Source organism: Stenotrophomonas panacihumi, assembly GCF_001431645.1.
Classification (GTDB): Bacteria; Pseudomonadota; Gammaproteobacteria; order Xanthomonadales; family Xanthomonadaceae; genus Stenotrophomonas_A; species Stenotrophomonas_A panacihumi.
Genome location: NZ_LLXU01000129.1, coordinates 1 through 24,600 on the forward strand (window position 1 = coordinate 1; position 24,600 = coordinate 24,600).

At 69.7% G+C, this 24,600-nt stretch carries 20 protein-coding genes; 12 read left to right on the top strand and 8 right to left on the bottom strand.

Annotated features, from left to right (window positions below; all coding sequences use genetic code 11):
- The first annotated feature begins 504 nt into the window (after nt 1-504).
- The 8 genes from ARC20_RS16410 (at nt 505) to rnfB (ending at nt 10,806) form a co-directional block, all read left to right on the top strand.
- Entirely contained in the window at nt 505-2,454 is a 1,950-nt protein-coding gene (locus ARC20_RS16410; RefSeq protein WP_057649078.1) for a DUF885 domain-containing protein, read from the top strand.
- 8 nt (nt 2,455-2,462) lie between these two features.
- Entirely contained in the window at nt 2,463-3,530 is a 1,068-nt protein-coding gene (locus tag ARC20_RS16415; protein WP_057649080.1) for a serine hydrolase domain-containing protein, read from the top strand.
- A gap of 60 nt (nt 3,531-3,590) precedes the next feature.
- Nucleotides 3,591-3,974 carry an SMU1112c/YaeR family gloxylase I-like metalloprotein gene (gene gloA2 / locus ARC20_RS16420; RefSeq protein ID WP_057649118.1) on the top strand — a complete coding sequence of 128 codons (384 nt, stop codon included), beginning with the start codon at nt 3,591-3,593 and terminating at the stop codon, nt 3,972-3,974.
- A gap of 178 nt (nt 3,975-4,152) precedes the next feature.
- Nucleotides 4,153-7,011 carry a TonB-dependent receptor domain-containing protein gene (locus ARC20_RS16425; protein ID WP_081418244.1) on the top strand — a complete coding sequence of 953 codons (2,859 nt, stop codon included), beginning with the start codon at nt 4,153-4,155 and terminating at the stop codon, nt 7,009-7,011.
- A gap of 121 nt (nt 7,012-7,132) precedes the next feature.
- Nucleotides 7,133-7,576 carry a DUF2147 domain-containing protein gene (locus ARC20_RS16430; protein ID WP_057649083.1) on the top strand — a complete coding sequence of 148 codons (444 nt, stop codon included), beginning with the start codon at nt 7,133-7,135 and terminating at the stop codon, nt 7,574-7,576.
- 107 nt (nt 7,577-7,683) lie between these two features.
- The gene (metG, locus tag ARC20_RS16435) at nt 7,684-9,765 is read left to right on the top strand and encodes a methionine--tRNA ligase (RefSeq protein WP_057649084.1); all 2,082 of its coding nucleotides are present in this window, start codon (nt 7,684-7,686) and stop codon (nt 9,763-9,765) included.
- 4 nt (nt 9,766-9,769) lie between these two features.
- Nucleotides 9,770-10,360, top strand: a complete 591-nt coding sequence (locus ARC20_RS16440; protein WP_057649086.1) for an HAD-IB family hydrolase — start codon at nt 9,770-9,772, stop codon at nt 10,358-10,360.
- Nucleotides 10,361-10,389: 29 nt separating this feature from the next.
- Nucleotides 10,390-10,806, top strand: a complete 417-nt coding sequence (gene rnfB, locus ARC20_RS16445; protein WP_081418245.1) for an Rnf electron transport complex subunit RnfB — start codon at nt 10,390-10,392, stop codon at nt 10,804-10,806.
- 208 nt (nt 10,807-11,014) lie between these two features.
- On the opposite strand, the gene ARC20_RS16450 is transcribed toward rnfB, so the two are convergent.
- Nucleotides 11,015-11,359, bottom strand: a complete 345-nt coding sequence (locus ARC20_RS16450) for a RidA family protein (protein ID WP_057649088.1) — start codon at nt 11,357-11,359, stop codon at nt 11,015-11,017.
- Nucleotides 11,360-12,052, bottom strand: coding sequence for a DUF998 domain-containing protein (locus ARC20_RS16455; protein ID WP_057649090.1), 693 nt, complete (start codon nt 12,050-12,052; stop codon nt 11,360-11,362). It abuts the gene before it with no gap.
- A gap of 231 nt (nt 12,053-12,283) precedes the next feature.
- Between ARC20_RS16455 and mprF the strand changes: the two genes are divergently transcribed.
- Complete coding sequence (gene mprF, locus ARC20_RS16460; protein ID WP_057649092.1) at nt 12,284-14,857, top strand: bifunctional lysylphosphatidylglycerol flippase/synthetase MprF; 2,574 nt, start codon at nt 12,284-12,286, stop codon at nt 14,855-14,857.
- 28 nt (nt 14,858-14,885) lie between these two features.
- Here mprF and ARC20_RS16465 read toward each other — a convergent pair whose 3' ends face one another.
- From ARC20_RS16465 to thpR, 4 genes are all read right to left on the bottom strand, one after another.
- On the bottom strand, nt 14,886-16,286 hold the full coding sequence (locus ARC20_RS16465; protein ID WP_081418246.1) for a virulence factor family protein: 1,401 nt from the start codon (nt 16,284-16,286) through the stop codon (nt 14,886-14,888).
- 53 nt (nt 16,287-16,339) lie between these two features.
- A complete protein-coding gene (locus ARC20_RS16470) occupies nt 16,340-16,522 on the bottom strand; it encodes an oxidoreductase-like domain-containing protein (RefSeq protein WP_057649095.1) in 183 nt (60 codons plus the stop codon).
- Between the two features lie 84 nt (nt 16,523-16,606).
- Nucleotides 16,607-17,209, bottom strand: a complete 603-nt coding sequence (locus tag ARC20_RS16475; protein WP_237642617.1) for an HD domain-containing protein — start codon at nt 17,207-17,209, stop codon at nt 16,607-16,609.
- A 56-nt stretch (nt 17,210-17,265) separates the two neighbouring features.
- Nucleotides 17,266-17,871 carry an RNA 2',3'-cyclic phosphodiesterase gene (gene thpR / locus ARC20_RS16480; RefSeq protein WP_057649098.1) on the bottom strand — a complete coding sequence of 202 codons (606 nt, stop codon included), beginning with the start codon at nt 17,869-17,871 and terminating at the stop codon, nt 17,266-17,268.
- 159 nt (nt 17,872-18,030) lie between these two features.
- On the opposite strand from thpR, the gene ARC20_RS16485 reads away from it, so the two are divergent.
- Nucleotides 18,031-19,206: a tetratricopeptide repeat protein gene (locus ARC20_RS16485; protein WP_181360164.1), complete on the top strand. Its 1,176-nt coding sequence runs from the start codon at nt 18,031-18,033 to the stop codon at nt 19,204-19,206.
- A gap of 99 nt (nt 19,207-19,305) precedes the next feature.
- Nucleotides 19,306-20,421, top strand: a complete 1,116-nt coding sequence (locus tag ARC20_RS16490) for an alkene reductase (protein ID WP_057649100.1) — start codon at nt 19,306-19,308, stop codon at nt 20,419-20,421.
- 18 nt (nt 20,422-20,439) lie between these two features.
- Here ARC20_RS16490 and ARC20_RS16495 read toward each other — a convergent pair whose 3' ends face one another.
- A complete protein-coding gene (locus ARC20_RS16495; RefSeq protein ID WP_057649102.1) occupies nt 20,440-22,923 on the bottom strand; it encodes an alpha/beta hydrolase family protein in 2,484 nt (827 codons plus the stop codon).
- Between the two features lie 117 nt (nt 22,924-23,040).
- On the opposite strand from ARC20_RS16495, the gene ARC20_RS16500 reads away from it, so the two are divergent.
- On the top strand, nt 23,041-24,096 hold the full coding sequence (locus ARC20_RS16500; protein WP_057649104.1) for a L,D-transpeptidase: 1,056 nt from the start codon (nt 23,041-23,043) through the stop codon (nt 24,094-24,096).
- Nucleotides 24,097-24,112: 16 nt separating this feature from the next.
- Here ARC20_RS16500 and ARC20_RS16505 read toward each other — a convergent pair whose 3' ends face one another.
- Nucleotides 24,113-24,448 (bottom strand): zinc ribbon domain-containing protein YjdM, encoded by a 336-nt coding sequence (locus tag ARC20_RS16505; RefSeq protein ID WP_057649106.1) that lies wholly within the window; start codon nt 24,446-24,448, stop codon nt 24,113-24,115.
- Nucleotides 24,449-24,600: the final 152 nt, after the last annotated feature.

The window sequence follows — 24,600 nt, forward strand, 5'->3', positions numbered from 1 at the left end:
GGGCGGGGCCCTTTCGGGACACGCCGTGAACCCATCCATGGGGGCTCGTCGGCGACATCCATGTCGCCAACGGTCCCGAAAGGGCCCCGCCCTCGCAGACCCTCCAGATCAACTCGACCGGACGACACAAGCCAAAGCCGCGCACTCACAGCGCGCCGCCCGCCCAGATAGCAGTGAAGTGATCGGAGAAGAGCCCCCCTTTTGTTAAGGGGGGCGCGGCGAAGCCGCGGGGGATAGGCAAGGCAGGAGCTGGGGCCCGAAGTTTGCGCAGCAAACTTTGGGGGCTAAGCCCGCAAAGCGGGATTAGCCGCGTCCATGGATGGACCGCGTGCGGCGAGTCGAACAGGACGTTCGCCCGAAGCCGTGACGCCCATACCCGCCAGGGCGGTGCCCGCAACGTAAGGCAGCACTACGACCGTCCGCCCCAGCCAATAAACCCCCGACTGGCCCAAATCTCCCAGATGGGGCACTCTCCCAAACCCACGCTGTCGTCGGAGCCCGTTGATGCCGTCCCGCCTCGCCCGCCTGTTCGCACTATTCCTGGCCACCACCGTCTCCCTGGCGATGGCGCCCCACAGCGAGGCGGCGACGCAGAAGAAGAAGGCTTCCACCAGCCAGTCGCAGAAGGCCAAGGCCAAGGCACCCGCCAAGTCCACCAGCAAGTCCAAGGGCAAGAAGGCCGCCGCCAAGCCGCGCGCCGCCGCCCCCGCCAAGGCACTCACCAAATCCCAGCAGCTCGATCGCCTCTACGCCGATTACTGGCAGGCCTCGCTCAAGCTCAATCCGCTGCAGGCCACCTTCCAGGGCGATCACCGCTACGACGACCAGCTGCCCAACTACCTCTCGCCGGCCTTCCGCCAACAGAGCCACGATTTCACCACCCAGTGGCTGGCCAAGATCGAAGCCATCGGCGCCGACGGCCTCACCGGGCAGGACCTGCTCAGCTACGAGATCTTCGTGCGCGATGCACGCAGCGCGCTCGCCGCCGAACAGTTCCCCACCTGGATGCAGCCGGTCAACCAGTTCTACAACATCTCCAGCATCGCCGCGATGCTCGGCTCGGGCACCGGCGCGCAGCCGTTCGAGACCGTGCAGGATTACGACAACTGGGCCCGTCGCGCCGACCAGCTGCCTGCACTGTTCGACCAGGCCATCGCCAACATGCGCGAAGGCATGAAGGCCGGCGTCGTGCAGCCGCGCGCGCTCATGGAGAAGGTGCTGCCGCAGCTCGATGCGATCATCCGGCCCACCGCCGAGGAAACGCTGTTCTGGGCGCCGGTGCGCAACTTCCCCGCCAGCTTCAGCGACGCCGACAAGCAGCGCATCACCGCCGATTACAAACGCATGATCGATTTCAAGATCATGCCCGCCTACCGCGAGCTGCGGGGCTTCATCGCCACCGAGTACATGCCCGCCACGCGCACCACCGATGGCATGGCCGCCCTGCCGAACGGCGCGGCGTGGTACGCCAACAACGTGCGCCAGAGCACGACCTCCGACCTGACGCCCGCGCAGATCCACCAGATCGGCCTGGATGAAGTGGCGCGCATCCACGAGCAGATCCAGGCGGTGATGAAGCAGGTGAAGTTCCGCGGGTCGATGCAGAAGTTCTTCAAGTACATGCAGACCGACAAGCGCTTCACCTTCCAGAGCGAGGACGCGCTGCTGGCCTACTACCGCGGCCTGGAGGCCAAGGTGGACGCGCGCGTGCCGCAGCTGTTCTCGCTGACGCCGAAGGCGAAGTTCGAAATCCGCCCGGTGGAGCCGTACCGCGCGCAGTCGGCGGCCGGCGGTTCGTACATGCGTCCCGGCGGCACGCGCCCGGGCATCTTCTACGTGAACACCTACGACCTGCCCTCGCGCAAGACGTGGGACGCCGAAGACCTCTACCTGCACGAAGCCATCCCCGGCCACCATTACCAGCTCGGCCTGCAACAGGAACTGGGCGAGCTGCCGGACTTCCGCCGCTTCGGCGGCGAGACCGCCTTCATCGAGGGCTGGGGCCTGTACGCCGAATCGCTCGGCAAGGACCTGGGCCTGTACGAAGATCCGTACAACTACTTCGGCTACCTGCAGAACGAGCTGTGGCGCGCGATCCGCCTGGTGGTGGATACCGGGCTGCACGCCAAGGGCTGGAGCCGCCAGCAGGTGATCGATTACATGCTGGAGAACTCCGCTTCCAGCCAGACCGATGCCGTCGCCGAAGCCGAGCGCTACATGGCCATTCCCGGCCAGGCGCTGGCCTACAAGGTCGGCGAACTGAAGATCATGCAGCTGCGCCAGCAGGCGCAGGCCGCGCTCGGCCCGCGCTTCGACATCCGCGCCTTCCACGCCGAAGTACTCAAGGACGGTTCGGTGCCGCTGGATATCCTGCAGGAAAAGATCGAGCGCTGGATCCGCACGCAGCAGAATCCCGCGGCAGCCACCGCGCCCGCCACACCCGCCAAACCCTGAGATCGCCCATGCGCCTCGCCTGCCTGTTGCTGTGCCTGTGGGGCTGGAGCATCGGCATGGCGGGCGCCGCGCCGGTCATCACGCCACCGGATGCGGGCATCGACGCACTGATGCGCGACTACGACGGCATGCAGCCCGGCGCCGCCGTATTGGTGCTGCGCGATGGCGAGCCGGTGTTCCGCCGCGGCTACGGGCTGGCGGTGGTCGAGGACGCCACGAGCGTCACGCCGCAGACCAACTTCCGGCTGGCATCGATCAGCAAGCAGTTCACCGCCGCGGCGATCCTGCTGCTCGCGCAGGACGGCAAGCTTTCGCTGGACGACAAGGTCAAACGCTGGCTGCCTTCGCTGCCGGCCGCCGCCGATGCCATCACGATCCGCCACCTGCTTTCGCACACCGGTGGGCTGGTCGACTACGAAGACCTGATGCCCGCCACGCAGAAGGCCCAGCTGCACGACATCGACGTACTGCACCTGCTGGAGAGCTCCGACCGCACCTATTTCCCGCCCGGCACGCGCTACCGCTACAGCAATGGCGGCTACGCGCTGCTCGCGCTGGTCGTCGGCCAGGCATCCGGGCAGGATTTCGCCAGCTTCCTGCGCCAGCGCATCTTCCTGCCGCTGGGCATGCACGACACCTTCGCCCACCAGGACGGCGTGGACGAAGTGCCGAATCGCGCGTACGGCTACAGCCGCGTCGGCGGCCATTGGCAGCGCACCGACCAGAGCCCGACCAGCGCGGTGCTCGGCGACGGCGGCATCTATTCCTCGCTCGAGGACCTCGCCCGCTGGGACGCGGCGCTGTACGACGAACGCCTGCTCAAGGCCGATTGGCTGAAGCAGGCGTTCACGCCGGCCACCACCACGCCCGAGCCCGACGTGCCGTTCTACGGCTTCGGTTGGCGCCTCAATGGCGAAACGGCATGGCACAGCGGCGAGAGCATCGGCTTTCGCAATGTCATCGTGCGTTATCCGCAACGCCACTTCACGGTCATCGTGCTCACCAACCGCGACGGGCCCGAGCCGTATCCGCTGGCGCTGAAGATCGCCCACCGCTTCCTCTACGGCACGCCCTGATTCGGGCAGTTCAGCGCCTGCATGCGATCATCGCGCGCTCCCCCACCAATGGACGCCGACATGCTCCTGGGCATCCACCACGTCGCGATCATCGCCTCCGATTACCCGCGCTCGCGCCACTTCTACACCGAGATCCTCGGCCTGCGCGTCATCCACGAGGTCTATCGCGACACCCGCCACTCCTGGAAGCTCGACCTCGCCCTGCCCGACGGCAGCCAGGTCGAACTGTTCTCCTTCCCCGCGCCGCCACCGCGCCCGAGTCGCCCCGAAGCGCAGGGCCTGCGCCACCTCGCCTTCCGTGTCGACGACCTCGATGCCGCCGTCGCCCGCCTGACCGCCGCCGGCGTGGCCTGCGAGTCGATCCGCGTGGACGAGTACACCGGCAAGCGCTTCACCTTCTTCGCCGACCCGGACGACCTGCCGCTGGAGTTGTACGCGGCCTGACGCATGCGAAAAATCCAACGAGTTGTACGGTTGTTCTCGTTGGCGCGGCATTTCGCGCAATACATGCAGAACTTCGCTTGAACGAAATCCTCACGAACGGCGTCATGCGGGCACGCCGCCGCATGCGCCCCCGCGCTCCTGCGGCGAGCGGTCACCCCCGTTCGAGAGGAAGCACGCAATGCATGGAGAGAACCCGCGCGCCCGGCGCGCCCGACTGACCCTGGCGATCACCGCGCTGTTGGCCATCGCCGCCGCGCAGGCGCAGGACACGCCCCCCACCGCGCCCGCCGAGGCCACCACCCTGGAGGCGGTGAGCGTCACCGGCACCCGCCTGAAGAGCCAGACCATGACCGCGGCCAGCCCGGTGATGGAGATCGACGCCGAACGCTTCAAGCAGAGCGGTGCCACGCGCGTGGAAGACCTGGTCAACCAGTTCCCGCAGATGAGCGCCACCTTCGACGGCTTCCAGAACAACGGCGCGACCGGCTACGGCACGGTCAGCCTGCGCGACCTGGGCGCCTCGCGCACGCTCACCCTGCTCAACGGCCGCCGCCTGCCGATCGGCACCGACGAAACCACCGACCTGAGCATCATCCCCTCCTATCTGCTCAAGCGCGTGGACGTGCTCACCGGCGGCGCCTCGGCGGTGTATGGCTCCGATGCGGTCGCCGGCGTGGTCAACTTCATGCTCGACGACGAGTTCGAAGGCGTGGCCGCCAACATCGGCTATTCGGCCTACCAGCACGACAACGACAACGACTACATGCGCATACTCGCCGGGAAGTCCGGCTATGCGTATCCGGAGGGCAACTCCGGGTTCGGCGGCATCGCGCGCAACCTCGACCTGGCGTTCGGCGGCAAGTTCGGCGAAAGCGGCCACGCGCTGGGCTGGCTGGGCTGGCGCAAGAACGATGCGCTGGTGCAGGGCGACCGCGACTACTCGGCCTGCGCGCTCAACAGCAGCGGCACCGGCTGCGGTGGCTCGGGCACTTCCGATCCGCCGAACTTCCTCGTCACCGACGCCAGCGGCCGCGCACGCTATGCGCACCTCGCACCGGACGGCCGCTGGGCGCCGGGCCAGGCGGGCCTGTACAACTACGCGCCCGGCAGCTTCTACCAGCGCCCGGACGAACGCTTCACCGGCGGCTTCTCGCTCAAGTACGAGATCAACCCGCAGTTCCGTCCGTACATGGAAGGCCAGTTCGTCAATCACCAATCCACGTCGCAACTCGCCCCGAGCGGCACCTTCTTCGGCGACAACCTGGAGATGGCGTGCAACGACCCGCTCATCGGCAGCCTGTGCGGCGACCTCGGCGTCGCCAGCCAGGACGTGACGGTCAGCGTGGGCAAGCGCAACGTCGAAGGCGGGCAGCGCGTGACCGACACCGACACCAACAGCTTCCGCCTGGTGGTCGGCAGCAACGGCGACCTCAACGAGCGCTGGTCCTACGACGCCTACTTCCTGTATGCGCGCAACGACACCAGCGAGACCGGTCACAACGACTTCCTCAAGGACCGCGTGATGGATGCGCTGCGCGGATGTCCCGCCGGCGCGTTCAAGGGCTGCGTGCCGTACAACGTGTGGGTGCCGGGCGGCGTGACGCCGGCCGCGGCGGCGGCGCTGGCGGGCACCAGCCTGAAGGAATGGAACACCACGCTGAAGGTGCTCTCGGCCTATGTCAGCGGCGATACCGGCTGGGCCCTGCCGTGGGCCGCGGACGATGCGTTCAAGCTGGTGGCCGGCATGGAATGGCGCGACCAGCGCTACGGCGCCACCGCCGACAACGACACCCGCACCGGCAACTTCTCCGGCGCCGGCGGCCCGCGCCCGGACGTGCGTGGTGCGTACAACGTCACCGAGGCCTTCCTCGAAGGCGGCTTGCCGATCGTCGCCGGGGCCGGCGCGCTCGACCGCCTCAATGCCGATTTCGGCGTGCGCTATTCGGACTATTCCACCTCCGGTGGCGTGGGCACCTACAAGGTCGGCCTGACCGCGGACCTGTTCGAGGACCGCCTGCACCTGCGCGGCGGCTGGAACCGCGCGATCCGCGGCCCCAGCGTCTCGGCGCTGTACCGCCCGCAGACCCTCGCGTTGTGGAACGGCAGCGACCCGTGCGCCGGCAGCAAGCCGGAGTTCACCGCCGCGCAGTGCGCACGCACTGGCATGACCGCCGCGCAATACGGCCACGTGCTGGCAAGCCCGGCCGGCCAGTACAACATGCTCTATGGCGGCAGCCGCGAACTGGCGCCGGAAACCGCCGACACCTGGACGTTCGGCGCGGCATTCACCCCGATCCGCAACCTCGACCTGAGCGTGGACTACTACGACATCGAGGTGCGCAACGCGATCACCACCATCGGCGCCAGCACGATCCTGCGCAGCTGCGGCCAGAACGGCATCGCCGCGTTGTGCGATCGCGTGCACCGCAACCCGACCACGGGCGACTTGTGGGTGGGCGATGAACGCCCCGCCGCCGGTTACGTCACCAACGTGTTCGACAACTTCGGCAACTTCTACTACCGCGGCATCGACCTCAGCGCCCGCTACCGCTGGAGCATCGGTCCCGGCAGCCTGGTGGCCGACCTGGTCGGCAGCTATGCGCTGGAGCAGAAGAACGAGCCGATCCCGGGCGTGTCCAGCGCCACGTATGATTGCGCCGGCGTCATCAACGAATCGTGCAACAACCCGGAATGGCGCCACATCGCCAACGCCCGCTACAGCTGGGACGATTACTCGGTGGGCGTGCGCTGGCGTTACGTCGGCAAGGTCGACTACACCAACACCGACGGCACCGCCGGCACCACCGACAAGCTGGTGGCGCAGGCCGGCGGCATCGACGCGGCCAACTACTTCGACCTCAGCGGCTCGATGCGTTTCGCCACTGCCTGGGAGTGGACGGTGGGCGTGAACAACCTGTTCGACCGCGCCCCGCCGCTGGTCGGCACCACCCTGTCCGGAAGCGGCAACGGCAACTCGCCCGGCGGCTATGACCCGGCCGGCCGGTATCTGTTCACCAGCCTGTCGTACCGCTACTGACCGGCACCGCCGGGGGCGCTGGCCCCGTCCCCGGCGGTTTCCGTACCCGCGCGAATGGGTATAAAGTCGGCGCATCGCCCGGCGCGTTGCCGGGCGCCTCGAATGCCCTGGGAGGGGACACATGCGCAAACTCCGTCACGCCCTGCTGCTCGCGCTGCCGCTGCTGGGCCTGAGCCTGGCCGCCAGCGCGGCCGATTCGGCCGCCGGCCGCTGGAAGACCATCGACGACAAGACCGGCAAGGTGAAGTCCATCGTCGAGATCACCCCGGCTGCCAATGGCACGCTGTCGGGCAAGGTCGTCGAGATCCTGCAGTCCGACCGCGGCCCGAACCCGGTCTGCGACAAGTGCGACGGCGAGCGCAAGAACAAGCCGGTCAAGGGCATGACCATCCTGTGGAGCCTCAAGGCCGACGACGCCAGCCACTGGTCCGGCGGCACCATCCTCGACCCGGCCAACGGCAAGACCTACAAGTCCAAGCTGGAACTGCAGCCGGGCGGCCAGAAGCTGGATGTCTCCGGCTGCATCATGTTCATCTGCCGGGCGCAGACCTGGGTGCGCGAATAAGCGTTTCCCGCACCTGCGTCCCCCACGACCCGGCTCCGGCCGGGTCGTTCGTTTCCGCCATGCGATAATCCCCGGTCCCCCGCGTCCCGCCAGGCTGTCATCCCGCCATGTCCCGCACCGCCCTCGTCACCACCGCCCTGCCCTACGCCAACGGTCCGCTGCACCTGGGCCACCTGGTCGGCTACATCCAGGCCGACATCTGGGTACGCGCGCGCCGCCTGCGCGGCGACAAGACCTGGTTCGTGTGCGCCGACGACACCCATGGCACGCCGATCATGCTCGCCGCCGAGAAGGCCGGGGTGACGCCGGAAGCGTTCATCGCCGGTGTGCAGGCCAGCCACGAGCGCGACTTCGCCGCGTTCGGCGTGGCCTTCGACCACTACGATTCGACCAACTCGCCGGCCAACCGCGAATTGACCGAGGCGTTCTACCAGCGCCTGGAGGCCAACGGCCATATCACCCGCCGTTCGGTGGCGCAGTTCTACGACCCGGCCAAGGGCATGTTCCTGCCGGACCGCTACATCAAGGGCATCTGCCCGAACTGCGGCACGCCGGACCAGTACGGCGACAACTGCGAGGTCTGCGGCGCCACCTACGCGCCGACCGACCTGAAGGAACCCAAGTCGGTGATCTCCGGAGCGACGCCGGAAATCCGCGATTCGGAGCATTTCTTCTTCGAGGTGGGCCGCTTCGAATCCTTCCTGCGCGAATGGCTGGCCGGCGATGTCGCCCTGCCCGGCGTGAAGGCCAAGCTGATGGAATGGCTGGACGCCGAGGGTGGACTGCGCGCGTGGGACATCTCGCGCGATGCGCCGTACTTCGGCTTCCAGATTCCCGGCCACCCGGGCAAGTATTTCTACGTGTGGCTGGACGCGCCGATCGGCTACCTGAGCAGCTTCAAGAACCTGTGCGCCGAGATCGGCGAGGACTTCGAACGCCATCTCGCCGCCGGCTCCGATACCGAGCTGCACCATTTCATCGGCAAGGACATCGTCAATTTCCATGGCCTGTTCTGGCCGGCGGTGCTGCACGGCACCGGCCAGCGCGCGCCCACGCGCCTGCACGTCAACGGCTACCTCACCGTGGATGGCGCGAAGATGTCCAAGTCGCGCGGCACCTTCGTGATGGCGCGCACCTACCTGGACGTCGGCCTGGAGCCGGAAGCGCTGCGCTATTACTTCGCCGCCAAGTCTTCCGGCGGCGTGGATGACCTCGACCTCAACCTTGGCGACTTCATCGCGCGCGTGAACTCCGACCTCGTCGGCAAGTTCGTCAACCTCGCCAGCCGCTGCGCCGGCTTCATCAGCAAGCGCTTCGACGGCAAGCTCGCCGACGTGCTGCCGGATCCCGCCCAGTACGCGCGCTTCGTCGCCGCACTGGCGCCGATCCGCGAAGCGTACGAGCGCAACGACCCGGCCGGCGCGATCCGCCAGGCGATGGCGCTGGCCGACGAGGCCAACAAGTACATCGACGAGACCAAGCCGTGGGTGATCGCCAAGCAGGAAGGCAGCGATGCGCAGCTGCAGGCGGTGTGCACCCAGGGCCTGAACCTGTTCCGCGTGCTGGTGGCCGCGCTGAAGCCGATCCTGCCGCGCACCAGCGCCGAGGCCGAGGCGTTCCTGTCCGCACCGATGACCAGCTGGGAAGACATCGCCGCGCCGCTGGCCGATGGCCATGTCATCCAGCCGTACACCGCCCTGTTCACCCGTATTGACCCGAAACTGATCGACGCCATGACCGAAGCCTCCAAGGACACCCTCGCCGCTGCCACCCCGGCCGCGCCCGCCAAGACCGAGAGCAAGCCCGCCAAGCAGGAAGCCAAGCCGGCCGCTGCCGCGCCGGCTGCCGAGGGCGCCGCCCACATCGGCATCGAAGACTTCGCCAAGCTCGACCTGCGCATCGGCAAGGTGCTGGCCTGCGAATTCGTCGAAGGCTCGGACAAGCTGCTGCGTTTCGAACTGGATGCCGGCGAGCTGGGCAAGCGCCAGATTTTCTCCGGCATCCGCGCCAGTTACGGCGAGCCGGAAAAGCTGGTCGGCCGCAACGTGGTGTTCATCGCCAACCTCGCGCCGCGCAAGATGCGCTTCGGCCTGAGCGAGGGCATGATCCTCTCGGCCGGCTTCGACGGTGGCGCGCTGGCGCTGCTGGATGCCGACAGCGCCGCCCAGCCGGGCATGCCGGTGCGCTGACGCCGTGCAGCTGGCGCTGTTCGATTTCGACCACACCGTCACGGTGTGCGACACCTACTCGCGTTTCCTGCGCCGGATCGCCACGCCGGCGCAGCTGGCGCGGGCGCGCTGGACGATGGGGCCGTGGGTGCTGGGCTATCGCGCCGGCATGGTGTCCCCAAGCGCGCTCCGGGTGCGGGCGACGCGCATGGCCTTCATGGGCCGCGCCGAAGGCGAGATCCTTGCCGCCGGCAGCCGCTATGCCGACGAGGTGCTGCCGGGCGTGTTGCGGCCGGAGATGATGCAGCGGATCGCATGGCACCAGGCGCAAGGCCATGAGGTGGCGCTGGTGTCCGGTTCGCTGGACAGCTACCTGCACCCGTGGTGCGAGCGGCATGGGTTGGGATTGATCTGCAACCGGCTGGAAAGCGCCGGGGGCCGGCTGACCGGTCGCTATGCGGGCGGTGACCGCGGCGGCCACAAGGCGGCCGATATCCGGGCGCGCTACGATCTGTCGCGCTACGAACGCATCCATGCGTACGGCGACAGCCGCGAGGACCGGCCGATGCTCGCGCTGGCGCACGAGCGCTGGTATCGCGGGCGTCGCATCGCCTGACTCCCCACCGCGCAGCCTGACGCCACGCCATGACTTCCCCGCTTCCCGACCTGGTCGAACGCCTCGACCGCCTGTTGCCGCAGACCCAGTGCGGGCAGTGCGGGTTCGAGGGCTGCCGGCCGTATGCGGAGGCGATGGCGCGCGGGGAAGCCGGGGTCGATCACTGTCCGCCGGGCGGGGATGCGGGGGCGCGGGCGTTGGCCGCCGTGCTGGCCGTGCCTGCGCTGCCGTACGACCGCAGTCGCGGGGAGCACAAGGCGGCGCAGGTGGCGTGGATCGTGGAAGCCGATTGCATCGGCTGCACGAAGTGCATCCAGGCGTGCCCGGTCGATGCGATCGTCGGCGGGGCCAAGCACATGCATACGGTGATCGCGCCGCTGTGTACCGGGTGCGAGTTGTGTGTGCCGGTGTGTCCCGTGGACTGCATCGAGTTGCATGCGGTCTGATTCTTGGCGCTGATCGGCGGCGCTTTTGTTTTGGTCGCGCGGCACCCGGGGGCAGGCCCTTTCCGGGACACGCCGTGAATCCTTCCATGGAGGCTCGTAGGCGACATCCATGTCGCCTACGGTCCCGGAAAGGGCCTGCCCCCGGACGCCCGATCGTTCCATGCACGCGGATCGGAAAGCGTGCGGCCTTCCGGAAAGCGTTGACCTTTTAGATCGCCGCGGTGATCACGATCTCGATCTTCCAGTCCGGGCAGGCCAGCTTGGCCTCCACCGTGGCGCGGGCCGGGGTGAAGCCCGGGGCGACCCATTCGTCCCACACTTCGTTCATGGCGGCGAAATCGCCGATGTCGGCCAGGTAGATTTCGGCGCGCAGGATCTTGGTCTTGTCGCTCGCGCCCAGGGCGAGCAGGCGGTCGATCTCCGCCAGCACCTGGCGCGTCTGGCCCTTGATGTCCTGCGTGGTGTCTTCGGCGATCTGCCCGGCGAGATAGCACACGCCATGGTGCAGGGTCATTTCCGACATGCGCGGGCCGGTTTCGTATCGCTGCAGCATCTAGGGTTCCTCCCTTGTTGGTTCGTTGGCATTGTCACGCGATCGCGCGACGGGCGCAGCCCCCGGGTCACGGGCCAGCTGCACGCCCACGCCGATCAGCCACGCCACGATCAACACGATCGCGCTCTTTTGTCCCAGTCCGCGCGGGCCCCAGCGCAGCACGACATGCGCGAACAGCACGGCGAAGGCCACGGCGGCGAGCCAGCCTGCCCGGCGCGCATGCGCCTGCCAGCGCACATCGCGGCGGAAGTACCACGATTGCAGGCAGATGGCGGCGATCACGCACAGGAACGCGGCCTGCGCCGAGAGCAGGTGCACGGCCGGCGCCAGGTTCGGGGCGTACTGCGGCAAGTAGCTGTCGCCGATGGCCACGCTCGCCAGGCCCAGCGCCGAAGCCCAGAACAGGCCCAGCACCACGCCGCTGCGGGCGCGCGGCGAGAGGCTCGCCTGCAGGGCAATCGCCTGCAGCGACATCGACAGGGCGAGCAGGCAGTACGCCACGCGCAGGGACAGGCCATAGGGACCATGCAGGTAGAGGCTCAGCTGCGCCCGCGTCCAGGACAGGTCGCCGCGCAGGAGTTGCAACACCAGCACCCACAGCAGGAAGGCGCCGCCGGTGGCGACGGCGAGCGCGCCGCTGCGCGCGATCCAGCGCGCGGGTGCGGGCGAGTCTGACAAGACGCTCAACGACATGTGGCTTCCCCACGAAACGGCCGCGCCACGGGCGTCCGTGGCGCGGGCAATGGCCTTATGATGCGCGCCTGTCGCAGGCGAGGCCACCTCGCCGGCCGTTTCTTCACCCCACGCCCGCGCCGCGAAGACCACGATGCCCGCAACCCCGTTCGAGGAAGGCCGGATGCGTGAACTGCTTCCGCTGCGCAGGCTGACGGCAGCCGCTCCCCTCCCCCGCCGAGATTCCCGCACATGACGGACCCCGCAGCCGCCGACGCGGCAGCACCGCACAGCGGCTGGCGCCGCGCCCTGCCCGTCGTCATCAGCCTGGTGATCCTGGCGATGGCGCTGCGCGCGCTGTCGGCCGAGTTCAGCACGCATGGCTATGCGGCCATCCGCCATGCCTTCCGCGATATCAGCCTGGGCCAGGTCGTGCTCACGCTGGTGCTGGGCCTGAGCAGCTACGCCTGTCTGGTGCTGTTCGATGCGATCGGCCTGCATCGCAGCGGCCGCCAGCTGCATCCGGCGCGCATCGCCATCACCGCCTTCCTCGCCCACACCGTCGGGCAGACGCTGGGCTTCGCCGCGCTCACCGGCGGCGCGGTGCGCCTGCGCGGCTACGGGCAGGTGGGCTTGAACCTGGGCGAGATCGGCCAGGTGGTGCTGGTGAGCACGCTGGGCTTCGCGTTCGGCGCGTGGGTGCTGCTGGGGCTCGCCCTGCTGCTGGAACCGGCCGCCGCCGCGCTGGCGCTGCCCTTGAGCGTGGGCGCGGTGCAGATCGCGGGCGCGGCGCTGCTGGTGGGCTTCGGGGTGATGCTGGTGGCGGTGGGCCGCCAGGGCCGCACGCTGCGCATCGGCTCGCATGCGCTGTGGCTGCCGGACTACCGCACCGTGCTCGGCGTCACCGTGCTGAGCGTGATCGAGCTGGGCTTGGCGAGCGCGGCGCTGTACGTGCTGCTGCCGCCGATCCCCAACACCGACTACATCGGCTTCGTCGGCCTGTACCTGGTGGCGGTGGTGGCCGGCCTGCTCTCCACCGTGCCGGCGGGCCTGGGCGTGTTCGAGTGGAGCCTGCTCAAGCTGCTGCCTGGCGTGGCGCCCGCCGCGCTGCTCGCCGCCGCGCTGGTGTACCGCATCACCTACTACGTGTTCCCGATGCTGCTGGCGCTGCTGATGGCCGCGGCCACCGGCCTGCGCCGCCCGGTGTCGCGCGGCACCGTGGCCGCGCGCGCGGCGTGGCTGACGCTGCGCCCGTGGCTGCCGCAGATCATCGCCATCGCGGTGTTCGCCATCGGCGCGGCGCTGGTGATCGAAGGCACGCTGCCGATGCCGCACCGCTGGGAGGGCGTGGCGCCCCTGCCGCTGGTGGAAACCTCGCACCTGCTCTCCAGCCTGGGCGGCGTGGCGTTGCTGCTGATCGGCCAGGGCCTGCAGCGCCGCAGCCATGCGGCATGGGTGCTGGCGCTGGCGATCTGCATCGCGCTGCCGCTGCCGGCGTGGCTGCGCGGCGGCCACATCCCGGTGGCGCTGAGCGCGCTGCTGGTGGCGCTGGCGCTGTGGGTGTCGCGCCGCGAGTTCTACCGCGAGGGCGCGCTGCTCGACGAAGCCTGGTCGTGGCCGTGGCTGCGCAACCTCGGGCTGGTGCTGGTGGCCACGGTGTGGCTGCTGTTCTTCGTGTACAGCCATGTCGAATACCAGCGCGAGCTGTGGTGGCAGTTCGCCATCTCCGGCAATGCGCCGCGCGCCCTGCGCGCCTTGCTGCTGGTGGCGGTGGCGGTGATCGCCTTCGGCCTGGCGCGGCTGCTGCACAGCACGCGGCGCCCGCTCGACCCGGCCACCGACGCCGAGCTCGACACGCTGGCGCCGATCCTCGCCGGCGGCGCCGACACCCAGGCCTCGCTGGTGCTCACCGGCGACAAGGCGCTGCTGCGCGATGAAGCGCAGCGCGGTTTCGTGATGATGCAGCGCTATGGCGGCTCGCTGATCTCGATGGGTGACCCGGTCGGCCCGCCGGAGGTGGCGCGCGCGCTGATCTGGCGTTTCCGCGAGGAAGCCGACCGGCTCGGCCTGCGCCCGGTGTTCTACCAGGTTGGCGACCAGCACTGGCAGACCTACCTGGACATGGGCCTGACCCTGGTCAAGCTCGGCGAGGAAGCCGTGGTGCCGATCGCCGGCTTCCAGCTGGAGGGCAAGGAGCGCGCGGAACTGCGCCAGGCATTCAACCGCGGCAAGCGCAGCGGCTTGAGCTTTCGCATGTTGATGCCCGAGGACGTGGCACCGGCCCTGCCGCGGCTGGAGGAAGTGTCGCGGCAGTGGCTGGAGGACAAGGCCGGCGAGGAGAAGGGTTTCTCGCTGGGCAGCTTCGACCCGTCCTACCTGGTGCGCTTCCCGGTGGCGGTGGTGGAGTTCGAAGGCCGCATCGTCGCCTTCGCCAACGTGTGGCGCGCGCCGGCCGGCGGCGAACTGTCGGTGGACCTGATGCGCCACACCGACGATGCGCCCAAGGGCACGATGGATTACCTGTTCGTCGAACTGTTCCTGTGGGGCGCGGCCAACGGCTTCCAGCGCTTCTCGCTGGGCATGGCGCCGCTGTCGGGCCTGGCGCAGCACCGGCTGGCCGGGCGCTGGAGCCGCTTCGCCAACGTCGTCGCGCGGCATGGCGAACGCTTCTACGGCTTCAGCGGGCTGCGTCGCTTCAAGTCCAAGTTCATGCCGCAGTGGCGGCCGCGCTACCTGGCCGCGCCGGGCGGCATGCATCTGCCGGCGGCGCTGCTGGACGTGACGCGGCTGATCTCGCTGGATCCCAAGCGTCGGGATCCGGACTGAGCGTCGGCGGGGCGTTCACCCCCGCCACTCAGCGCGCCGGCGTATTCCCCAACTCGCGCAGGACCGTCTGCGCCAGCGTGGCGTAATCGCCCTTGAAGTGGTGGTCGCCCGGCAGCGCGAAGCGCCGCGTCGCGTTCGCCGGCAGCTGCGGGCACAGCGTGTCCTTGTCGGCCTGGCCATAGATGCACAGCGTGCGCGCCGGATCGAGCTTGGCGATCTCCGGGGCGATCGGCAGGCCGTCGTTGTTGGCGCCCAGCCAGTTGCTGACGTGGAATTCGTAATCGGCCAGCTTGCCCACCGACAGCAGCGCGGTCAGCGCCAGGCTCTCGCGCGTGGCCTGCGGCAGGTGCGCGATCGCGGCGGGCAGCACGTCGGCGCCCTGCGAGAAGCCGATCAGCACCACCTTCGGACGCTGCCAGCGGTGGGCGTAGAAGCGCGCGATGCGGTCCAGGTCGGTGGCGAAGCCCTCCGGCGTGCGCTCGCTCCAGAAATAGCGCAGCGAATCCACGCCCACCACCGGGATGCCGGCGTCGGCCAGCTTGGCGGCCACCTGCTTGTCCAGGCCGGCCCAGCCACCGTCGCCGGAGACGAAGATGGCGAAGGTATCGGCCGGCCCGTTCGCACGGCCGGACACCGGCACTTCGACGATCGGCAGGCCCTGCAGGTCGGCCGGCGGCGCCGGCAGGCTCACGCCGCGCTGGCTGCCCAGCGAGCGCACCGCCGCGCGCAGGCCCGGCAGCAAATCGCCCTGCGGATCGCGTTCGAGCACGCGCGCCTGCGCGACGCCGGCCACGAACCCCTCCGGCGCCGGCTTGGCGCAGCGCGCGCCCGGCGCGGCCTTGCCGGCCAGCCACGGCACCGGCAGCTTGGTGGGCTGCAGCGCGCCACCGGCCGCCACGCCGGCACCGCAGATCGCCCGCTCCGGCACGCTGGCCGGGCACAGGTCGTCGGTGAGCACGCCGGCCAGCACGTTGGCCGGCGCCTGCGCGGCGACCGCGTAGGCCAGCGCGGCGCCCTCGCCGTCGCCCACCAGCAGCGGCAGGCGGTAGGTCGGGATGTGCAGGTAGGCCTGCACGTAGCGCGAGAAGTTCTCCACGTCGCCGGAGCCGAACACGCATTTGCCGGTGTCCTTGCCGAGCACCTGGTAGAGGTGCGCGGTATCGACCATCACCACCAGCGCGCCGTCCTGGCGCAGGGCCTCGGCCTGGCGCTGGCGCGCGGCGGCCTCGCGCGCGGCGCCGGCGAACCACACCACCACGCGCTGCGGCTCGCCCTGCGGGCGCAGCACCGGCACGTTCTCGAACCGGCCGTGGGAGACCTTCTCCGTGGCGGGCTCGGCAGGGGTGGCCGGCGCGGCCAGGACGTTGCCGACGGCAAGGGACAGCGCGAAAGCGGCGGGCAGGACGCGGGTCAGGTCACGAAGCGGCATGGGAAGTTTCGTCAGGGGCGGTGGAAGGACGTGGCACGCGGCCACGGCGCGACTCATTCGGCATCGGGATGGCGCTGGCGCCACTGCGCCAGCTTCTCGCGGTAGCGTGCCACTTCCTCCGCATAGAGGTCGTAGACGCACAGCGGGCAGCCGCTGCCGCAGCATTCGTTGGGCGCGGGCTCGACGGGCGCCTCGGGGCGCGGATCGTCGGCGGGGTCTGCAACGGGATCGGGCATGGCGGAAGCGGGAAACGACAGGCATCCATTCTAGCCAGTCGCCCCGGCCGCGCCGCGGCGGGCGTCACGGCGCGACGCCGACGTTCAGCCGATGGCGCGGCGCAGGTTGGCACGGGCCTGCGCATCGCAGCGCGCATGGAACCAGTCGCTGAGGAAGATGCGCGGCTGGGCGAGCACGCCGCGCAGGAAACGCCGGCGGTTGATGCGATACAGGAAGCCGGGCACGTGGTCGCGGTATTCCTCGGCGATGGCGTGGTCGTAGGCCTCGAACTGCGCCGGCGGCGCGGCGAGGATGGCCATGTCGCAATCGAGCATCAACGCCGCGTCGGCATCCACGTCGCGCGGCGTGAGCTGGCCATGCCGCGCGGTCAGCTCGATGAGCTGCGCCACGCGCGCGATATCGATGACGGCGCCGGGCCACCAGCGCGGGATCGTCTCGCGCGCCAGGTCGGCCGAACGCGCTTCGTTGTCGCGCTTGCCGGGCTCGTAGATGGCGTCATGGAACAGCAGCGCCAGCGCCACCTCGCGCGGCTGCTCCCAGCCCGGGCCGGCGGCGACTTCCGCATAGCCCTCCAGCACCGCTTCGATATGCCCCCAGTGGTGGTAGGCACGCGGCGGGGTGGCATAGGCGGCCTGCAGTTGCGCCCACTGCGCGGGCCGCAGCGGCAACGGGACGATGGCCTGGATCAGCGAACTCACCATGCGCGCAGCCTAGCGCCGGGCGCGTGAAGCGCCAAGCGCGCTCAGCCGGCCAGCGGCCAGCGCCCTTCCTCGCGATAGCGGGGCTCGCCGCGCACGCTGCGCAGCAGGACCAGTTCGTCCACCTGCCAGGCCAATGGCGTGGCCAGTGCCCGCTCCGGCACGCCGCGCGGGGCGTACAGCAACGTCATGTGCGGGGTGAAGCGCGCATCGCCGGAGAGCCCTTCCTGCGCCAAAGCCAGGGCCAGGCGCCGATGCAGCTCGTGCGCGCCGGCGGTTCCGGCGGCATCGCCCAGCGCCACGCCCGGCCGCTCGCGGCGCTGCCCGCCGAAGCTGCCCACGCGGTCGAACGCCAGCGCGAACGGCGCGATGCGCAGCGCCTGCGCGGCACGTTGGGCGCGCGCCAGCAATGAGGGCGGCAGGCCGGCGTACTCGCCGAGGTAATGCAGGGTGACGTGCAGGCGTTCGCGGGCCACCAGGCGTGCGCCGGGCATTTCGTCGCGCAGTGTTTGCGCCACCGTATGCGCCGCCTCGCCCACCGCGACGGGCGGCAGCAGCGCGAAGAACAGGCGCTCGGTCGGGCGCGCGTCGCCGAACCCCAGCGACAGCTGCGCTTCGGCGGAAGACAAGTAGAGGAACTGCCGGTTCATCGGGTCATGCCGGCACTGCGCCGCCGCGTGGGAGGGCGCGGATACTAGCAGAGCAGGCCTTTGCCGCGCCGCACCATCGCACCGTGCGCCATGCACCCGAAACAGGCATACACTGGCCGCAGCACATGGGCGACGGCCTGACCGTCGCGGGAGACTGCAATGGGCATCCTGCTTTCGTTCGTGCTCGCCGCGGCGACGGCGAGCGTGCCGTCCCCCCCGCCCGCCGCCGAACTGTCGGTGGCCGGCGCGACGCCCACCCTCTCGGCTGCCGCCGATGAAGCGCCCGCGCCAACCGCGGATGCGTCGGTGCTGCCGCCGCCCTCGCCCGACACGCTGCTGGCGATTCCGCCCGAGCTCAAGCAGCTGCTGCGCCAGAAGGTCACCCACTTCGGCGCGCAGGAAGATCGCGTGCAGGCGCTCGTGCACCTGATCTTCGACGAAGACGCGCTGGCACTGCGCTACTCCACCGAGGCCACCCACAGCGTGGCCGAGACCTACCAGCTGCGCAGCGCCAACTGCCTGTCCTTCACCCTCTTCTTCGTGGCGCTGGCGCGCGAAGCCGGCATCACCGCGCGCCCGCAGGAAGTGGGCCAGGTGCTGAGCTGGTGGCAGGACCAGCGCACGATCTACAACTTCGGCCACGTCAACGCGCAGGTGCGCATCGACGGGCGCAACGGCACCGTGGACCTGGACGCCAGCGTGCTGATGGACCGGCGCGGCCCGCGCGTGATCAGCGACCAGCGTCTGTTCGCGCACTACTACAACAACCGCGGCAGCGAGCTGATGGCCGCCGGCCAGAACGGCCCGGCGCGCGCCTACTACCAGCAGGCGCTGCGCATGGATGCCACGCTGCCCAACATCTGGAACAACCTGGGCGTGCTGGAATCGCGCGAGGGCAACCTGCCGGCGGCGGGCCGTGACTACGCGCAGGCGCTGGTGCTCAATCCTGCGCACGTGGCCAGCCTGTCCAACACCATCAACCTGTACCGCCGGCTCGGCGACAACGCCCGCGCCGACGCCACGCTCAAGTACCTGGAGCAGATCCGCGCGGTGGATCCGTTCTACCAGTTCATGATGGGACGCCAGGCCGAGAGCGGTGGCGACTACGCCGGGGCGATCTCGCATTACCGCCGCGCGGTGGCGCTGTACCCGGCGGCGCACCAGTTCCACTTCGGTTTGGCGCGGGTCTACTTCCTCAGCGGCAACGCGCGGCTGGCCGAGCGCGAGATGCGCCGCGCGCGCGACCTCGGCCCGGAGAACGACCGCACCCGCTACCAGGCCAAGCTGGACGGCCTGCAGCGGCTGGAACGCGCCGGGGCGATCCCCTCGCGCTGAGCGGCCACGCCGCGGCGGGAAACACTTTCCCGCCGCTGCAACGCGACGCCCGTGCCACGCGTGGGCATGATGGGCGTTCTTTCACTCGCTTCCCCCACCATGGCCGATTCCTCCCCCACTGCCCCCGCGCAGCAATTGTTCACGCCCACGCAGCTGGGCGATATCCCCCTCGCCAACCGCATCGTGATGGCCCCGCTGACGCGCGACCGCGCCGTCGCCGGCCAGGTGCCCAACCCGCTCGCCGTCGAGTACTACGCGCAGCGCGCCAGCGGTGGCCTGCTGATTGCCGAAGGCACGCAGATCAACCCGCTGGGCCAGGGCTACCTGGATACACCCGGCATCCATACGCCCGCCCAGGTCGAAGGCTGGAAGCACGTCACCGACGCGGTGCATGCGCGCGGCGGCAAGATCGTCGTGCAGCTGTGGCACGTGGGCCGCATCTCGCACACCAGCCTGCTGCCGCCGGGCGAAGTGCCGGTCGCGCCGAGCGCGCTGCGCGCGAAGGGCAAGACCTTCACCGCGCAGGGCTTCGAGGATGTCTCCGCGCCGCGTGCGCTGGCGCTGGAGGAAATCCCCGGCCTGGTCGCCGACTACGTGCGCGCCGCGCGCAACGCCATCGACGCCGGCTTCGACGGCGTGGAGATCCACGCCGCCAACGGCTACCTGATCGACCAGTTCCTGCGCGACGGCAGCAACCACCGCGACGACGCCTACGGCGGCAGCATCGAGAACCGCACCCGCCTGCTGGCCGAGGTGACGCAGGCCATTGCCGGGGAGATCGGCGCCGGCCGCACCGGCGTGCGCCTGTCGCCGGTGACGCCGGTCAACGACGCGCACGATTCCAACCCGCAGCCGCTGTTCGAGCGCGCGGTGGAGCGGCTGGATGCGATCGGCGGGCTGGCGTTCGTGCACGTGATCGAAGGCGCCACCGGCGGTGCGCGCGATGTCGCGCCGTTCGACTACGCCGCGCTGCGGGCGAAGTTCCGCGGCCCGTGGATCGCCAACAACGGCTACGACAAGGCGATGGCCGAACAGGCGATCGCCTCCGGCTACGCCGACGCGGTGGCCTTTGGCCGCGCGTACATCGCCAACCCCGACCTGGCGGAGCGCCTGCGCGTGGATGCGCCGCTCAACCCCGTCGATGCCGCCACGCTGTACGGCGGCGGCGCGAAGGGCTACACGGATTACCCGACGCTGGCGCAGGCCGGGAAGTAAACCGGTCGCGGCGCGCCCTCAGGGCGCGCCGCTGGCTGGCTTGGTCGGTGCCTGCGGGTCGAGGTGCGCCTGCAGGAAGCCGGCCACGCCGGTCCACAGGCGAATCTCGTCGTCCTCCTCGAAGCCGTGCCCGGCGTCCTTGAACGTCATGCCGACCGGCACGTTGCCCGCGGCCACCAGCAGGCGCTGCATGCGCCGCATGTGCTCGTAGTCCACGCGGCGGTCTTCCAGGCCATGGGCCAGCAGCACGGGCGTCTTGATCCGGTCGTAGTGGTACAGCGGCGAGGTGTCCTGCATCTGCGCCGCTTCGGTGCGCGGGTCGCCGAGCACCCGCTCCAGGCGCTCGCGGCTCTTGGCCTCCTGCCCGCCGTCGCTGGCGGTGTAGAACAGGATGCGGTCGGCCACGCCGGCGATGGAGCCCACGCAGCGGAAGCGCTCGGGCCAGCGCATCGCCATCACCAACGACGAATAGCCGCCGTAGCTGGCGCCGACCACGCACATGCGCTGGGCATCGACCGGTTGCTCGGCGACGACCTTGTTGATCGCCGCATCGATGTCGTCCTCGATCAACGTGCCGAACCCGGCCTTGCCGGCTTCGCGGAACGCACGCCCATAGCCGTCGGAGCCGCGGAAGTTGACCCGCAGCACGGCATAGCCGAGCGAGGCGAGGAACTGGGTTTCCGGATCGAAATGCAGGCTGTCGGCCACGCCGATCGGCCCGCCGTGCGGCATCACCACCAGCGGCCGCTTGCCCTGGCCCGGCGGCAGCGTGAGGAAGGCCTGCAACGGCAGGCCATCGCGGCTGCGGTAGGAGATGACCTGCGCCGGCGCCAGGTCGATCTTCTCCAGCCACGGACGGTCCTCGGCCACCAGCGACATCGAATGCCTGGCCACGTCCAGGTGGTACAGCTGGCCGGGCTTGTCGCCGGCGTCCACCCACACCACCGCCTGGCTGCCATCGACGCTGCGGTCGGCCACGATGACGTTGCTGCCCGGCATCGCCGCGCTGATCGAAGCGGCCAGGCGCGCATCGCCGGCGCCGAAGTACTCGCTGAGCAGGTGGCCGTCGCGGTAGTAGCGCACGCCGACCACTTCGCGGTGCGGCCCGAAGATCGGCGACCTCACGTCCACGCCGGGCTTGGAGAACAGCGTCCGGCTGATCTTGCGGCTGGCGATGTCGTACACCACCAGGTCGCGCTGCCCGCGTTCCTTGTCGGTGATGGCGTAGATCTCGTTGCCCTCGTAGGACAGCGCCACCGGCTCGAAATCCTGCATGTCGCCGAAGCGCATCACCTCGGTGTATTCACCGCCCTGGCGGTACATCAACGCGTAATCGTCGTCGCGCTTCACCGTCGCCAGGCGCAGGCGGCCGCGCCCGTCGGCCATCCAGTTGACGTCGTCGGTGAGGCCGATGTTGAGGCGCTCGCGCATGCGCGGCCTGTCGGCATCCACCAGCGCCTGGCTGCCGATGGGCAGGTAATGCACCAGCGGGTCGCCATGGACGTAGCTGACGTACAGCACCAGGTCGGGCTGGTCGTCGAGCACGTCCAGCACCGTGCCGCCGCTGGGCAGTTCGATCACCGACCAGCGGCGCTTGCCGCCGGCGTCGCGCGAGGTGCGCAGCACGCGCTCCAGGTGGCCGCCGACCACTTGCGCGGAAAACAGCAGCGCGTCGCTGCCGGACCACTGCACGTCATCGAACGGGGTGACGCTGGTGGCCAGCACCACGCGGGTCGAGTCGACCAGGTCGACCATTTCGATCTGCCACTTGTCCTTGCCTTCCCAGGTCTCCATCGCGAGCAGGTCGCCGCGCGGGTTGAGGTAGGCCGCGCGCAGGCGGCCCGGGCGCAGCAGCACGTCGGCGGCGACCGGCAGCTTGCCCGGCGCCGGCGGCTCGGCCAGCACCGGCTCGCTGGCCGGCACGCTGTGCGTGGCCTGCACCTGGCGGTAGAACGCCGGGAAGGGATCGGGATAGTGGCCCGAGTAGGCGAAGGGAATCTTGCCCAGCCCGGGATGCTGGGCCTGCAGCCAGTCCATCGCGGCCAGCGCGCGGTTGACCATGCCGTTTTCCGAGCGCCACCAGCCGTGGGGACGGATCAGCAGGTCGCCCGGGTAGGTGATCCGGCCAGCCTCGACATGGAAGCGGTATTCGTCCGAATCCTCCAGGTTGTAGCCGTACCAGACCGAGGCGTTCGATGCCAAGGTGACCTTCTTCCAGGCGTAGTCGCCCACCGGCGCCACGTACAGCCGATAGCTGCGCCCCGGTTGGATCTGCGTCATCACGCCTGCGCCGAAATACTGGCCATCCTTGTTCAAGGTGACGCGCGCCAGCTCCTGGCTGGTATCGACCGCCATCAGCACCAGCCCCTCGTCCGGCGCCAGCACCGGCACCTCGCCGGGCTTGACCAGCTGCATGCGCGCCATCGCCGGCGCCACGAACGCGAACACACACAACAACGCGCACAGCGTGCGCGCGACATGACCGCCGATTTTCCCCGTCATTCCCTCATCCCCTGGACGCTGCCATCCCCGGCCGCGCGGGTGGAATCATAATCCGGCGTGCACACGCAGCAAGAGGTCGCTTGCTAGGATCGACGCATCCCCCGCGAAGGATCCGCCATGCCCCCACTGCCCCGGCTTGCCCTCTCCCTGGCGCTCGCCCTGTCCACGACGTCCGCGCTGGCCGTGCCCACCTGGGGCGCGTTGCAATCCAGCCCCGCCGGGACGCCCGCGGCATCGCTCAAGCCGGGCGAATGGATCTGGGGAGGCGTGAGCAAGGGTTGGGGCCCGATGGCGGTGATCGTCAGCCTCACCGAACAGCGCGCCTATGCGTACCGCAACGGCATCCTCATCGGCGTCAGCACGATCAGCAGCGGCAAGCAGGGCTACGAAACGCCGACCGGCGTGTTCACCATCCTGCAGAAAGACAAGGACCACCACTCCAACCAGTACAACAACGCGCCGATGCCCTACCAGCAGCGCCTGACCTGGGGCGGCGTGGCGCTGCATGCCGGCGGCCTGCCGGGCTACCCGGAATCGCACGGCTGCGTGCACCTGCCCACCGAGTTCGCGCGACTGCTGTTCGACAACTCGAACATGGGCATGGTGGTGGTGGTCTCCGAGGCCGGGGTGAGCGCCGAGGACGTGGTGCATCCGCGCGCGGTGAGCCCGATCGACCCGCTCACCGGCGCGCAGCGCCCGCTGCTGCCGCTGGGCAACGGCGAGGCCTACATCTGGCAGCCGATGCTCTCGCCCACCGGGCCGGTGTCGATGGTGATGAGCACGGCGGACGAACAGCTGCTGGTGTTCCGCAACGGCGTGGAGATCGGCCGGGCGCGCATCGCGTTGCGGCCCGACCCCACCGGCACGCCGGTGGGCACGCAGGCCTTCATCGTTGGCCAGGGCTTCCTGCCGGGCGAGATCCCGGGCCTGCCCTCGGGACAGCGCATGCCCAACTGGATGCGCATCGGCATTCCCGGCGAGGCCGACGCCGGCGCGGCGCTGGAAGCGGCCACGGTCGGCCGCCTGCAGGTGCCGCCGGGCTTCCTCGCCGACGTGCTGCCGCTGCTGGTGCCCGGCGTGGTGCTGGTGGCGACCGACCAGCCGATCCTGCCGGAAACCACCGGCGCACCGGTGCAGGTGCTCGACTCCGACCCGCCGGAAGCGCCGCGCTGAGCGGCGCCGCGCAGGCTCAGGCCTTGCGCAGGTAGATCGTCTTCAGCACGAGGTCCTTGATCTTGTCCGAGTGGCCTTCGATGTGCTCGGCGTCGTCTTCGATCAGGCGGATGTTGCGGATCACCGTGCCCTGCTTGAGCGGGATGGACGCGCCCTTGACCTTGAGGTCCTTGATGACGGTGACGGTATCGCCGGCGGCGAGCACGTTGCCGTTGCAGTCGCGCACCACCACGCCGGCTTCGGCGGCATCGCCGGCGGCCCACTCGTGGCCGCAGTCGGCGCAGACGAACAGCGCGCCATCGGCATAGGTGTTTTCAAGCGAGCATTGCGGACAGGCGGGGACGCTGGACATGGCGAAAAGACCGGGGGAAAGCGCCGTATTGTAAGGCGACGGACGATGATCGCGCGCCGCGGGAAGCATGCGCATGGCCGCCGGGGCCCAGGCCCCGCCCGCCACGGGCATGCCTTTACACACCCCCGGCACACGCGCTTGCCGATCATCCC

What these genes read in the sequence shown, in the direction of transcription:
- ARC20_RS16410 (WP_057649078.1), top strand. Translation starts at nt 505, where the DNA reads ATGCCGTCCCGCCTCGCCCGCCTGTTCGCACTATTCCTGGCCACCACC.
- ARC20_RS16415 (WP_057649080.1), top strand. Translation starts at nt 2,463, where the DNA reads ATGCGCCTCGCCTGCCTGTTGCTGTGCCTGTGGGGCTGGAGCATCGGC.
- gloA2 (WP_057649118.1), top strand. Translation starts at nt 3,591, where the DNA reads ATGCTCCTGGGCATCCACCACGTCGCGATCATCGCCTCCGATTACCCG.
- ARC20_RS16425 (WP_081418244.1), top strand. Translation starts at nt 4,153, where the DNA reads ATGCATGGAGAGAACCCGCGCGCCCGGCGCGCCCGACTGACCCTGGCG.
- ARC20_RS16430 (WP_057649083.1), top strand. Translation starts at nt 7,133, where the DNA reads ATGCGCAAACTCCGTCACGCCCTGCTGCTCGCGCTGCCGCTGCTGGGC.
- metG (WP_057649084.1), top strand. Translation starts at nt 7,684, where the DNA reads ATGTCCCGCACCGCCCTCGTCACCACCGCCCTGCCCTACGCCAACGGT.
- rnfB (WP_081418245.1), top strand. Translation starts at nt 10,390, where the DNA reads ATGACTTCCCCGCTTCCCGACCTGGTCGAACGCCTCGACCGCCTGTTG.
- ARC20_RS16450 (WP_057649088.1), bottom strand. Translation starts at nt 11,359, where the DNA reads ATGCTGCAGCGATACGAAACCGGCCCGCGCATGTCGGAAATGACCCTG.
- ARC20_RS16455 (WP_057649090.1), bottom strand. Translation starts at nt 12,052, where the DNA reads ATGTCGTTGAGCGTCTTGTCAGACTCGCCCGCACCCGCGCGCTGGATC.
- mprF (WP_057649092.1), top strand. Translation starts at nt 12,284, where the DNA reads ATGACGGACCCCGCAGCCGCCGACGCGGCAGCACCGCACAGCGGCTGG.
- ARC20_RS16465 (WP_081418246.1), bottom strand. Translation starts at nt 16,286, where the DNA reads ATGCCGCTTCGTGACCTGACCCGCGTCCTGCCCGCCGCTTTCGCGCTG.
- ARC20_RS16470 (WP_057649095.1), bottom strand. Translation starts at nt 16,522, where the DNA reads ATGCCCGATCCCGTTGCAGACCCCGCCGACGATCCGCGCCCCGAGGCG.
- thpR (WP_057649098.1), bottom strand. Translation starts at nt 17,871, where the DNA reads ATGAACCGGCAGTTCCTCTACTTGTCTTCCGCCGAAGCGCAGCTGTCG.
- ARC20_RS16485 (WP_181360164.1), top strand. Translation starts at nt 18,031, where the DNA reads ATGGGCATCCTGCTTTCGTTCGTGCTCGCCGCGGCGACGGCGAGCGTG.
- ARC20_RS16490 (WP_057649100.1), top strand. Translation starts at nt 19,306, where the DNA reads ATGGCCGATTCCTCCCCCACTGCCCCCGCGCAGCAATTGTTCACGCCC.
- ARC20_RS16495 (WP_057649102.1), bottom strand. Translation starts at nt 22,923, where the DNA reads ATGACGGGGAAAATCGGCGGTCATGTCGCGCGCACGCTGTGCGCGTTG.
- ARC20_RS16500 (WP_057649104.1), top strand. Translation starts at nt 23,041, where the DNA reads ATGCCCCCACTGCCCCGGCTTGCCCTCTCCCTGGCGCTCGCCCTGTCC.
- ARC20_RS16505 (WP_057649106.1), bottom strand. Translation starts at nt 24,448, where the DNA reads ATGTCCAGCGTCCCCGCCTGTCCGCAATGCTCGCTTGAAAACACCTAT.